General features: G+C 59.2%; 13 protein-coding genes. 8 read left to right on the top strand and 5 right to left on the bottom strand.

Annotation, left to right across the window (positions count from 1 at the left end):
• The first annotated feature begins 9 nt into the window (after window positions 1–9).
• Genes E5X34_RS19605 through E5X34_RS19620 form a run of 4 tightly spaced genes read left to right on the top strand, consistent with a single transcriptional unit; the run spans window position 10 to window position 3,920 of the window.
• A complete protein-coding gene (locus E5X34_RS19605; protein WP_292568018.1) occupies window positions 10–870 on the top strand; it encodes a xanthine dehydrogenase family protein subunit M in 861 nt (286 codons plus the stop codon).
• The gene (locus E5X34_RS19610; RefSeq protein ID WP_042639662.1) at window positions 870–1,346 is read left to right on the top strand and encodes a (2Fe-2S)-binding protein; all 477 of its coding nucleotides are present in this window, start codon (window positions 870–872) and stop codon (window positions 1,344–1,346) included. The genes E5X34_RS19605 and E5X34_RS19610 overlap by 1 nt, the downstream gene beginning before the upstream one ends.
• Window positions 1,347–1,349: 3 nt before the next feature.
• Window positions 1,350–3,614: a xanthine dehydrogenase family protein molybdopterin-binding subunit gene (locus E5X34_RS19615; RefSeq protein ID WP_292568020.1), complete on the top strand. Its 2,265-nt coding sequence runs from the start codon at window positions 1,350–1,352 to the stop codon at window positions 3,612–3,614.
• A 60-nt stretch (window positions 3,615–3,674) separates the two neighbouring features.
• Window positions 3,675–3,920, top strand: coding sequence for a MoaD/ThiS family protein (locus E5X34_RS19620; RefSeq protein ID WP_042639658.1), 246 nt, complete (start codon window positions 3,675–3,677; stop codon window positions 3,918–3,920).
• A gap of 123 nt (window positions 3,921–4,043) precedes the next feature.
• Here the strand turns inward: E5X34_RS19620 and E5X34_RS19625 are convergent, their stop codons facing one another.
• From E5X34_RS19625 to E5X34_RS19635, 3 genes are all read right to left on the bottom strand, one after another.
• Complete coding sequence (locus tag E5X34_RS19625; protein ID WP_292568022.1) at window positions 4,044–4,175, bottom strand: hypothetical protein; 132 nt, start codon at window positions 4,173–4,175, stop codon at window positions 4,044–4,046.
• 180 nt (window positions 4,176–4,355) lie between these two features.
• Window positions 4,356–4,580 carry a hypothetical protein gene (locus E5X34_RS19630; RefSeq protein WP_292568024.1) on the bottom strand — a complete coding sequence of 75 codons (225 nt, stop codon included), beginning with the start codon at window positions 4,578–4,580 and terminating at the stop codon, window positions 4,356–4,358.
• Window positions 4,577–4,948 carry a hypothetical protein gene (locus E5X34_RS19635; RefSeq protein WP_292568026.1) on the bottom strand — a complete coding sequence of 124 codons (372 nt, stop codon included), beginning with the start codon at window positions 4,946–4,948 and terminating at the stop codon, window positions 4,577–4,579. The genes E5X34_RS19630 and E5X34_RS19635 overlap by 4 nt, the downstream gene beginning before the upstream one ends.
• A 282-nt stretch (window positions 4,949–5,230) precedes the next feature.
• Between E5X34_RS19635 and E5X34_RS19640 the strand changes: the two genes are divergently transcribed.
• The 4 genes from E5X34_RS19640 (at window position 5,231) to E5X34_RS19655 (ending at window position 8,183) form a co-directional block, all read left to right on the top strand.
• Window positions 5,231–5,413, top strand: a complete 183-nt coding sequence (locus E5X34_RS19640; RefSeq protein WP_292568028.1) for a hypothetical protein — start codon at window positions 5,231–5,233, stop codon at window positions 5,411–5,413.
• Window positions 5,414–5,865: 452 nt separating this feature from the next.
• Window positions 5,866–6,267, top strand: coding sequence for a hypothetical protein (locus E5X34_RS19645; RefSeq protein ID WP_292568030.1), 402 nt, complete (start codon window positions 5,866–5,868; stop codon window positions 6,265–6,267).
• A 339-nt stretch (window positions 6,268–6,606) separates the two neighbouring features.
• On the top strand, window positions 6,607–6,930 hold the full coding sequence (locus tag E5X34_RS19650) for a hypothetical protein (RefSeq protein ID WP_292568032.1): 324 nt from the start codon (window positions 6,607–6,609) through the stop codon (window positions 6,928–6,930).
• Window positions 6,931–7,538: 608 nt separating this feature from the next.
• The gene (locus E5X34_RS19655; RefSeq protein ID WP_292568034.1) at window positions 7,539–8,183 is read left to right on the top strand and encodes a hypothetical protein; all 645 of its coding nucleotides are present in this window, start codon (window positions 7,539–7,541) and stop codon (window positions 8,181–8,183) included.
• Between the two features lie 178 nt (window positions 8,184–8,361).
• On the opposite strand, the gene E5X34_RS19660 is transcribed toward E5X34_RS19655, so the two are convergent.
• Together E5X34_RS19660 and E5X34_RS19665 are read right to left on the bottom strand one after the other, a co-directional pair.
• Complete coding sequence (locus E5X34_RS19660) at window positions 8,362–9,279, bottom strand: hypothetical protein (RefSeq protein WP_292568035.1); 918 nt, start codon at window positions 9,277–9,279, stop codon at window positions 8,362–8,364.
• A 75-nt stretch (window positions 9,280–9,354) separates the two neighbouring features.
• Window positions 9,355–10,215: an ATP-dependent DNA ligase gene (locus E5X34_RS19665; protein ID WP_292568036.1), complete on the bottom strand. Its 861-nt coding sequence runs from the start codon at window positions 10,213–10,215 to the stop codon at window positions 9,355–9,357.
• Window positions 10,216–10,633: the final 418 nt, after the last annotated feature.

Genomic DNA, 10,633 nt, shown 5'->3' on the forward strand with positions numbered 1-10,633 from the left:
GGGGAGACGATGCGTTACATACGTCCGCTTTCAATAGAAGATGCCGTTGGCGAGCTCGCCAAGGCGGTAGGACCGGCCGCCATCCTGGCCGGAGGCAGCGACTTGCTGGTGAGGATGAAGGGCGGCTTCATCGAGCCTGAGCTGATCGTCGACATCAAGCGCATAGGCGGCCTGGCCGACATCAAGGAAACGGCTGACGGATTCCGCATCGGCGCCGCGGTGCCCTGCGCGGTGCTGGGCGAGAATAAAGCCGTGCGCAAGGCCTGGCCGGGCGTGGTCGAGGCGGCGAACCTGATCGGCTCCAAGCAGGTGCAGGGCCGCTGCACCATCACCGGCAATCTGTGCAACGCTTCGCCCGCCGCCGACAGCGTGCCGGCACTGGTGGCGGCCGGCGCCAAGGCGGTGGTCGCCGGGCCTTCGGGCAAGCGCACGATCGCCGTCGAGACCGTTCCCACCGGGCCTGGCCGCACCTCTCTCGCCAAGGGCGAGATCATCGAGGCGATCCTGCTCGACAAGCGCCCTGAGCATGCCGGCGATGCCTATCTGCGCTTCATTCCGCGCACCGAGATGGACATCGCGGTGGTGAGCGCCGGCGTGAACCTGACGCTGGACGATCACGGCGCGATCAAGACCGCGCGCGTGGCGCTCGGTGCCGCGGCACCGACGGTGCTGCTTGTCGAGGAAGCAGGCCAGGTGCTGGTCGGCTCGAAGCTCGACGAAGCGACGCTGGAGCGGCTGGCGAAGATATGTTCCGGCGCCTGCCGGCCGATCGACGACAAGCGCGGCACAATCGAATTCAGACGGAAAGTTGCGGGCGTGCTGGCACAGCGTGCCGCCGCCATCGCCTACAAGCGTGCGGGAGGCAAATAATGGCCGGTGTAGCTGTATCAACCACGATCAACGGCGATGCCGTCGAATATCTCTGCCAGCCCGACGAGACGCTGCTGGAAGTGCTGCGCGACCGGCTCGGCCTGACCGGCGCCAAGGAAGGCTGCGGCACCGGCGACTGCGGCGCCTGCAGCGTCATCGTCGACGGCCGCCTGGTCTGCTCCTGCCTGGTGCTGGGCGCGGAAGCGGAAGGCCGCAAGGTCGAGACCATCGAAGGCATGGCGCATGGCGACCAGCTGCATCCGCTGCAGCAGAAGTTCCTGGAGCACGCGGCGCTGCAATGCGGCGTCTGCACGCCGGGCTTCCTGATCGCGGCCAAGGACCTGCTGGAGAAGAACCCCTCGCCCACCGAGGAGGAAATCCGCTTCGGGCTGGCCGGCAATCTCTGCCGCTGCACCGGCTATGACAAGATCGTGCGCGCCGTCCAGGACGCGGCGAACGTGATGAAGGGAGCCTGATCCATGAATTTCGATCCGCGCTTTTCAGGACGCCAGTTCGCTTCCGTCGGCACGCGCCCGATCCGCCCCGACGGCATCGACAAGGTGACGGGCCGCGCCCGCTACGGCGCCGACTTCAACATGGCCGGCCAGCTGGTGGGCCGCGTGCTGCGCAGCCCGCACGCCCACGCGGTGATCAAGAGCATCGACACGTCCAAGGCGGAGAAGCTCGCCGGCGTGAAGGCGGTGATCACGGCCAAGGACCTGCCGGACCTCACCGACGGCGACGCCGCCATGTACGACATCCTCGACAATTGCATGGCGCGCAAGAAGGCGCTCTATGACGGCCATGCGGTGGCCGCGGTGGCGGCGATCGACGCTCGCATCGCCCGCCAGGCGCTGAAGCTGATCGAGGTCGAGTATGAGGTGCTGCCGCATGTCACCGATGTCGACGAGGCCGCGCACCACCACGCGCCGCTGATCAACGACCAGGTCTTCACCGAAGGCCTGGAGGAAAAACCGGCCAAGCCTTCCAATGTCACCAAGCGCACGCAGTTCGGCCATGGCGACGTGCATAAGGGTTTCGCCGAGGCCGATTTCGTCGTCGAGCGCTCCTTCAAGACCGAGCAGACGCATCAGGGCTATATCGAGCCGCATGCCTGCGTGGCGAGCGTCAATGCCGACGGCACGGCGGACCTTTGGGTCTGCACGCAAGGCCATTTCGTCTACCGCCAGCACTGCGCCCAGCTGCTGGGGCTCGAAGCCTCGAAGCTGCGCGTCACCTCGTCGGAGATCGGCGGCGGCTTTGGCGGCAAGACCCATGTCTGGGCCGAGCCGGTGGCGCTGGCCCTCTCCCGCAAGGCTGGCCGCCCCGTGAAGCTGGTGATGACCCGCGACGAGGTGTTCCGCGCGTCGGGCCCGACCAGCGCCACCTCGATCGACGTGAAGATCGGCGCCAAGAAGGACGGCACCATCACCGCCGCGGAAGCAACGCTGCGCTACAGCTCCGGCCCCTATGCCGGCTCCTGGGCCGAGATCGGCGCGATGACGGCCTTCGCCTGCTACAAGCTCGAGAACGTCAAGACCGTGGGCTACGAAGTGCTGGTCAACCGGCCGAAGACGGCGGCCTATCGCGCCCCTTCCGCGCCGATGGCGGCCTTCGCGGTGGAAAGCGCTGTCGACGAGCTCGCCAAGGAGCTCGGCATGGATGCGGTGGACTTCCGCATCAAGAATGCCGCGCAGGAAGGCACGCGCGCCTCCTATGGCCCGGTCTACGGGCCGATCGGCATCGGGCCGACGCTGGAAGCGGTGAAGCACCATCCGCACATGAAGGCGCCGCTGAAAGCCAACCAGGGACGCGGCATGGCCTGCGGCTTCTGGTTCAATTTCGGCGGCCAGACCTGCACGGATCTCAATATCGGCATGGACGGCTCGGTGTCGCTGGCCGTGGGCACGGTGGATGTCGGCGGCTCCCGCGCCTCGCTGTCGCTGGTGGCGGCGGAAGAGCTCGGCATCGACTACAGCCACGTCAAGGCGATCGTCGCAGACACCTCGTCGCTCGGCTACAACGACATGACCGACGGCAGCCGCGGCACCTTCTCCTCCTCGATGGCGACGATCTCGGCCGCGCGCAACGCGATCAAGATCCTGCGCGAGCGCGCCGCGCAGACGTGGGACATCCCGGTCGAGGACGTGCACTGGGAAAAGGGCCACGCCATCGCCAAGGGCGAGAAATACGGCAACCTGTCGCCGCTGTCGCTGAAGGAGATCGCTGCCGCTTCCGGCAAGACCGGCGGGCCGATCGCCGGCCATAGCGAGCTCGTCGCCGACGGCGCCGGCGTCTCCTTCGCCACGCATATCTGCGACGTCGAGGTCGACCCCGAGACCGGCTCGACTCGCGTGATCCGCTACACGGTGGTGCAGGATGCCGGCAAGGCGGTGCACCCGACCTATGTCGAGGGCCAGTACCAGGGCGGTGCCGCGCAAGGCATCGGCTGGGCGCTCAACGAGGAGTATATCTACGGCAAGGACGGGCGGCTGCAGAATGCGGGCTTCCTCGACTACCGCATCCCGGTCTGCTCCGACCTGCCGATGATCGACACGCAGATCCTGGAAATCCCCAACCCCAACCACCCCTATGGCGTGCGCGGCGTTGGCGAGACCTCGATCGTGCCGCCGCTGGCGGCGATCGCCAACGCGGTGTCCAACGCGGTGGGCGTGCGCATGACCCACATCCCGATGTCGCCGCCGCGGATTCTGGCGGCGCTGGACGCGGAACGGGAAGGCTAATGCTGAAAAGCGCGAAGCGCTTTTCAGCTCACGCCCCCGCTCTATGAGGAGGCTGGGGTAATGGTCGAGGTCACCCTTTGGGGCTCGCTCAGCGCCGTCGCCGGAGGCAAGGCCAGGCACGAGATCGAGGCCAAGGACATCAGGGAGCTGTTCCGCAAGCTGGCGGAACAGTATCCCGGCATCGAGCCCTGGATCGACCGTGGCATCGCGGTGGCGATCGACGGGACGATCTATCGCGATACGTGGAGCAAGGAACTGCCCGAGGGGGCGGAGATTTTTCTGCTGCCGCGGTTGGCTGGGGGGTAGCGAGCGAGCGAGCGGCCTCCGCCATCGCTGGGTTCGCCGATCCGCGCGCCCCCGGGGAGCCCTACAAAGGCGGGGCTCGTGGGCTTCCCCGCTTTCGGGCCGGGCCGCTCCCGGACGGATCGTTTACCGGGTTGGCCGGTCTTCGCGCATGACGTTGTAGAGCAGCAGGCCAGCCATCAAGGACACCACGGCGCCCACCACGTCATGCCCGGTCAGCCCGGAATAATACACGAAAGCAAATACCAGCTCAGCCATGGCTCCAACCTAGGATGCGAGGGACTTCTCCGGGAGAACCTTCAGGACGCGCTAATGTTCCTGACGGCCGGCGGCGATCTTGGGTGCCCGCGCCTGGCGCAATTCCAGGAAAAGTGTGAGCGGTTTTCCGTCCGGAATTGCGCAACAACAGAAGGATAGACACGGACGGCCGTGCAACGCTCAGGCTCTGTCGTTTTTCTCGGAGCCGACGATCGCCGCCAGGATCGCTTCGTATGCGCTTCCGATCTCCTCTTCGATCTCCTCCTCGGAGATACCTGCCGCCCTGGCATCGGCGAACAGCTTGCTCGTGAGCTCGGCCACCGAGACGATGTCCGCGCCGACCTTGCCACGCATCACATTGTCGTTGATCCATCGGCCAAAGAACGCCGCGCCACGCTCGCTCATTCGCCCTGCTTTTTCACAAAATGCGCCTCGCGAAGCAGCGCTTCCCAGTCGGTTCCGGTCGTCTCGATCAGCTCGCCGGCCTGTTCCTGGGTGATGCCGGCTTCCTTTGCCAGGCGCCCTGCCAGCAATTCGAAGACGGCCTGATCGCTCTCGCCCAGGCTACCTTCGCGATGCTGCAGCGCCTCGAAGATCACTTCGAAGACGCTGTCGACTTCCTCGTCGATCTCGCTGGCCGCGATGCCTTCGCGCGCGGCCGCCTTCATCATCTCGTCGGCAAGATCGCTCACTGCGACCGGATCGTCCGTCAGCACGTTCGGCAGATGCTCCGCCATCCATTTGTCGAAGAAGTCGAGACCGCGCCTGCTCATGTGGCCATAAGCGCGCGGGCAACATTAGGTTCCGCTGATACGGACTGAGGTCCCGCGCGCCGGCGCATTGGTCCCTGACGTGAAACATAAGCCCGGCGATCCCATTAGGGCTGCGCTGACGAGCGATCAGTCCCTTCATCGTCAGTGCTGGATCGCCCGCCACCTGCCCCCAGGTGGTGGGCGAACTGACGACAAAGCGCTCAGCCCTTACCGGGCCGGGGATGTTCTCGTGCCTGACGCCGGGCATCCGGAACGCGGCGTTGGACAGTAAAGGAGGCAAGCATGCTCACCACGACATTGGAAAGCAGGGTGGCGGGTTTGCAGGACAGGCTGAAAGCCGCCAAGCTCAGCATGGATGACATGCTGGCCTTCCAGAAGGTCGCTGACGTGCTGGACAATGGCCATGGCGGCATCGACCTCGACGACCTGATCGCGCTGTCGTTTGTGGTGGAGGATGAGGATTAAGGGGGAGACGGGAGGCGTCCGGCTTGGACGAGATTCTCCCTCTGGGGGATCGCTCAGGGCTGTGGACGGAGGTAAAGGCAAGGCGCGACATCGCGGCCAAGGACCATCAGGGAGCTATTCTGCAAGCTGGCGGCATAGTGTCCCGGCATCGAACCCTAGATCGACCGCGGGATCGCGGTGACGATCGACGGATGATCTACCGGAACAATTGGAGCCAGGAACTGCCAAAGGACGCGGAGAATTTCCTACCCGTTTGGTGTAGGGTGATGGACGGACACTCCCTCCGCCAGTCAACCCCTAAAATGTCTTGGAAACCGTGGGGTTTGGCGATTTTCGGTTAGTGACCGACTAACCAATCTACTAACCAGCAATCGCTTGACTGCCCCAATGACGCCGCTTCGGCGCTCCGGAAACTAACGCGCAGCCCTTTGTTTCGTTAGAATGGTGGTCGGATGGAGCAAAGTGATTCGCCAACGATTGCTAAAGCAATCCAAGTTGTAGTGGACCGTGAAAAGCCGTGGTTTGATTTGGCTCGAATGGTCCTAACTGCCCTTGGGTTTGCGATTGCGTGCTTCGTTGGTGTAAAGTACGCGATCGAAAAACATACCTCATGGTACGACCTAGTTATTCGCCTGCTGCCGCTGGTTGCCCCGGTATGCTTTGCGGCCTTTATATGCATAAGAATGGTGGCTATAGTCCATCAGATAGGCGATGCTCTGATACCAATTCTGACAGGATCACGGCGAGAAATGCCGATGCTTCTTCAAATATTTTTGGTGGTTTTTCTCCTTTTCATCTCCCTGTCGGCGGGCGGCATCATTTACTTAACAGTGGCGGCTTTAACTCATCAATAAGCCTGGGCGCTCGCGGAACGGCGATTATCGCCGATGGTGTCCGACGCACTCTTAAGCTCTCGTGTGACTGGCGTTGCCGCGCTCCGACCAGCGCATCGAGCCGCTCTTGAAGGTGTCCATTAAGCACAATCATTTCCTTTAGCGCCTTCAGGGGGGCCTTTTGTGAAGGCAATGAATTTGTCGGCGGAGGCTTGCAATGCCGCCTCCTGCCGACTGTCGAGCCTGACAATGCGGTCCATTTCATTGACTCCTAATGGTCGATGCCATAGCGAACAAAATGGGAACAAAATTGTCAAGCTCGAATTGACTTGGCAAGGAATTTGTTCCTATTCGTGTCCCATGCCCGAACAGCCGCCAAAGCGCCGAACAACCATCTGGTTCCTCAGTTCCGCCGTCCAGCACGGGCAGTTGGTGTGGGTTGATTGCGGCTACTGCCATGACCGTCATGGCCGGCGCTACTACGATCCCGGCGACCTCATTCAGGTCTTCGGCGATGTCGACGTGAGGCGCCTCAACCGTGCGATGAAATGCGAGCGCTGCGGTCGAAGCGACAACATCGAATGCGATGTCATCGTGCCGGTCGCGGCCGAGCGCGAGCGGATGAACGTGCGCCGTCTCGTTGAGATCAAGATCCGGAAAAGCCCCGTCTGGCGCGGCGAATGACAGACAAATCTCACCGCGATATTCTCTGCTGGAATTGGTGTTCCGTCCGCAAATTCATCAGTTGATACGCACCGGTCACTATTCCTGACAACGGAGATTGACGGCAATAGTTGTCCATCCACAGGAAGGCTTGATCCCTACTAATAGGGGCGCCGGCAGCCCGCCAAAACTCTGTGCCAGAGGCGAGCGCGAGCCCATTAATTAGGCCGAGCAAATACCCTTCAAGAACAGCAGACTGGCCTTCGGCCCTCGATTTGACCCATTCCCCACAGTCAACAACGCCCTCAACGGCGATCCCTGCAAATGCAGACGGCGGCGCGCCAAACAAGCAGATTGCGAACCCAAAACAGACCGTACGGCACCACATATCCTCCCCCTCCGTGATCTAGGCGCTTAAAGCAATGGCAGTTGCCCGCTAGCGTCGGCTCCCTGCCGAAAATTGATCTGCGCGCGGCTGGCTTATCGACTATCACCAGAGCATCGTCCGGCGCTGTCCATTCGCGGATGGCGTCTTGGCTGGTGGTGATGTTGTAGAGATTGCACATTGCAGGCAAGGTGCCTCATTGTGATCACAGTGCCAACCCGAATCAAGATTCACAGGCAACAGAATGGTCCGTTTAATTCCGTCCCGAGCGAATTCGATCAAATTTGGGTCGGTTGCATTATCGGTTGATGAATTAATTCAAATTATTGAAGGGCAACAATTCTCAAAGGTATCGGCAAAAAACAAGAGCATCGCCTTCGATGATTTGGCCGACCTCAAAAAGAATAAAGCCCTCTTAGTTGGCAATCCAACCCTAAGATGCGATGATATTGGAATTGACTTCGATGGATTTTTCGGTCAATCGATAAATATTTATGGAAATTCTGAACATAGCTACAGCGCCGCGAAGGCAATAGAGGCAGAATTTAGAGCAAGAAAGACGATTGGAGATTATGTAAGGGATAACCAAAAAATTGTCACAATTCCATACTGGTTCGTTCTAGCAAGTTTTATTGGAATTAAGCTTTCAGACAAGAAATCACCATCGATGGATGTTTACTTTGAATTTTTTACGTCGAAAGTTGTTCCAGTAGTATTTTCGATAGCATTTATCATATATTTGAACGCTGGCTATATACATTACATCCGGAAGGCAGTTTATTATAGAGCGTCCGAAGGATTTTTCCGCAGGAACATAGAAAAGATCATTGTTGGAGCGATCGGCATCATCGTAGGTGCGGGTATCAAGTCTATCCTTGACCGATTCTGAACGAACGGAGGCATTCTCCGCCCCGGTCCTTGAATTTTAATCGCTTTTCAGAACGACCAACCTTTTCGACCAGCCATTCGTTGTGAATTGTGAATCCAGCGCCCGTTTGAAATGTTTGCTGCTCAACAGTTGCGTTGCGTTCCTGCACCCGAGTGTGGGAGGTCCAGCCAAAAACTCTTTACGCGTTTTGCGCCGGAACAATTTTTATGTTCTTAACATGCGGATGCGATTTTACTGCGCTCACCATTGAATTGCGGCGGGTATCCGAGATAAAGTCGTTAAACTTAATTAGGATCAAATTTCCGAATGTGTAAATCGCGACGTTTTCCGAGGCGTCTCGCCAAACATCTCTTAAATAGGAATTCAGAGAACTAAGCTGTGCCTCCGTTATGTAATCCATAGTTTCTACAATAAGCGCAGTTCCACCCGGTGGCCTTTTTGAAAGGAATTTTTCTAGTTCAATATCAGCACGAGTTTGTCCGTATCTAGCTATGGAAAGCACATCATCATTCTCGATCGCCGATAACCGTCTCGAAATTTCGCTAAGCTGCTGTTGGATAACGGCGGTTTCGGGCGCAGCACTTTCGGCTAGCTTTACGACGCCGCGAGCTCGAATGACTGGATTGTCTGGCTTGTAGTCGGGTTGCAGTACGGCGGTTAAGGCCCGCTGCAAGTCGCCTCTGGCCGCACGAAGTTCGGTCGGATCGGCATAGTCATAAGGGATTGCTCTGAATAATTTCACATCGAATGGGATGATCCCGCCCTTTTTTACGATGTGCACTATCGGCAACTCCTTCATGTGCCTTATTCCAATTTCATAGAAGACGTTGGGGTTCAACTCCGTCATATCGGCGATCACTAAGTCGTCGTCCAAAAGGTGGCTAATGATTTGTGCATCGATCATACCGGGCTGGTCGATCTTATCCGCGCGAATCAATTCAAATTGATTGGTGAAATGAGCTTCAAGGACGTGTTCGATTATCTCGTGAAATAGCCAGTCGGCGTGTCGCCGTGTGGTGCTGCCTTCATCACCAATCGGACATACAACAAAGCATGATTTCTTCTTCGACCCCGCATTCGCCTTCGCATCCGGCATTTTGCCACCCTCCCATCCGATCGCGCTAAACTCGCCCGACGAATGTCTAAAAACAAGGGGTCGGCATGCAAGCTGTTAATCGTCTTCTCTAAAATCCTGCAACGAAGCGTGACGGAGATCTTCCTCGCCGCGCATGTGCTTGACGCGGCCGATCAAGCCCGGCTTGACCCATTGCGTTGCGGGTCGTTTCATGCCCTTGGGAGCTGTGCCGGGATGCTCTTGGACGCGCTGCCAAAGCCGCTCGCGCATTTCCCGATTCAATGTGATGAACGCCGCGCCGACATATCGTCCGGTGTCGCGTTCTGCCATTAAGGCGAATGCCGGCTTGCCGGCCTCACGTTCGACGCCGAGAATTTCGTACTCATCCAGGGCGTAGCATTTCGCCTTTAGCCAGGCTGTCGAAGAACCGCTGCGGTAGACGCTGTCCTTGCGTTTCGACACGACGCCTTCAAGGCCAGCCTGCTCGACAAGATGAAACACCGCGGCGCCTGTGCCGCGCAGTGCTTCGCTGAATTGGATGCGCTCTCCAGTCGGGATCATGGCTTGAGGAATGTCGCGCCGATCCACAAGCGGCATGTCGCGCAAATCGTGGCCGTTGAGGTGCAGCAAATCAAAGGCGACGAAATAGAGGTCATGCTGCCGGCGAGTGATAGCCTTGCGCAACTCGCCAAAGTCGGAAAGTCCGGCATCGTTTAAGACAATGACTTCGCCATCGATGATGGCACTCCCAACGTTGAGTGACGCAGCCGCATTGGCAAGGTCGCGGTATTTCGCCCTCCAGTCGAGGCCACGACGGGTGAAAATGCGAACGCCATCATCGTCTCGCACGATCTGCGATCTGTAGCCGTCAAACTTCACTTCGTGAAGCCACGCCTCACCCTCTGGTGGCCGGTCGACCAATGTGGGCATCAAAGGCGGGATGAACTTCAAACGCATACGCGGAACCCCAACAGATGCCACAAGGCACGTCGGCTAATTTAGTTCCGGAACATTTTAGATAAATTGAATGTTCAATGCGTATGACAAAATTATCGGACCTTGGGCCGCCGATCATAGGTATCCGACACGGAAAGCAGCCGACGTGCGAAACCGAGCATTTTCATAGGTGTCCCCTCTGCGGCCAAGCGGTCGATTGGCGCGACCTGAGGCAAGTTATCTGGCATGAGCAGCCAAAACATTCCCCGCTAGAGCTGGACGCGTAGAAAGGCTGGCGGACAACCCTTCCGCCGCACGCGCTGTTTCTAATCTCTTTTCGGGGCAACTAATCTTTTCAACTAAACCGCTGCCGCCTCGCGATCTCCTCCATCGCAACCGCCCTCGCCCGCGCCCTACTTCGCCGCCTTCCCCTTATCCG

The sequence above is a fragment of the Mesorhizobium sp. genome (genome assembly GCF_004963255.1).
Taxonomy (GTDB): domain Bacteria; phylum Pseudomonadota; class Alphaproteobacteria; order Rhizobiales; family Rhizobiaceae; genus Mesorhizobium.

What these genes read in the sequence shown, in the direction of transcription:
- E5X34_RS19665 (WP_292568036.1), bottom strand. Translation starts at nt 10,215, where the DNA reads ATGCGTTTGAAGTTCATCCCGCCTTTGATGCCCACATTGGTCGACCGG.
- E5X34_RS19645 (WP_292568030.1), top strand. Translation starts at nt 5,866, where the DNA reads ATGGAGCAAAGTGATTCGCCAACGATTGCTAAAGCAATCCAAGTTGTA.
- E5X34_RS19625 (WP_292568022.1), bottom strand. Translation starts at nt 4,175, where the DNA reads ATGGCTGAGCTGGTATTTGCTTTCGTGTATTATTCCGGGCTGACCGGG.
- E5X34_RS19630 (WP_292568024.1), bottom strand. Translation starts at nt 4,580, where the DNA reads ATGAGCGAGCGTGGCGCGGCGTTCTTTGGCCGATGGATCAACGACAAT.
- E5X34_RS19655 (WP_292568034.1), top strand. Translation starts at nt 7,539, where the DNA reads ATGGTCCGTTTAATTCCGTCCCGAGCGAATTCGATCAAATTTGGGTCG.
- E5X34_RS19650 (WP_292568032.1), top strand. Translation starts at nt 6,607, where the DNA reads ATGCCCGAACAGCCGCCAAAGCGCCGAACAACCATCTGGTTCCTCAGT.
- E5X34_RS19660 (WP_292568035.1), bottom strand. Translation starts at nt 9,279, where the DNA reads ATGCCGGATGCGAAGGCGAATGCGGGGTCGAAGAAGAAATCATGCTTT.
- E5X34_RS19635 (WP_292568026.1), bottom strand. Translation starts at nt 4,948, where the DNA reads ATGAGCAGGCGCGGTCTCGACTTCTTCGACAAATGGATGGCGGAGCAT.
- E5X34_RS19610 (WP_042639662.1), top strand. Translation starts at nt 870, where the DNA reads ATGGCCGGTGTAGCTGTATCAACCACGATCAACGGCGATGCCGTCGAA.
- E5X34_RS19620 (WP_042639658.1), top strand. Translation starts at nt 3,675, where the DNA reads ATGGTCGAGGTCACCCTTTGGGGCTCGCTCAGCGCCGTCGCCGGAGGC.
- E5X34_RS19640 (WP_292568028.1), top strand. Translation starts at nt 5,231, where the DNA reads ATGCTCACCACGACATTGGAAAGCAGGGTGGCGGGTTTGCAGGACAGG.
- E5X34_RS19605 (WP_292568018.1), top strand. Translation starts at nt 10, where the DNA reads ATGCGTTACATACGTCCGCTTTCAATAGAAGATGCCGTTGGCGAGCTC.
- E5X34_RS19615 (WP_292568020.1), top strand. Translation starts at nt 1,350, where the DNA reads ATGAATTTCGATCCGCGCTTTTCAGGACGCCAGTTCGCTTCCGTCGGC.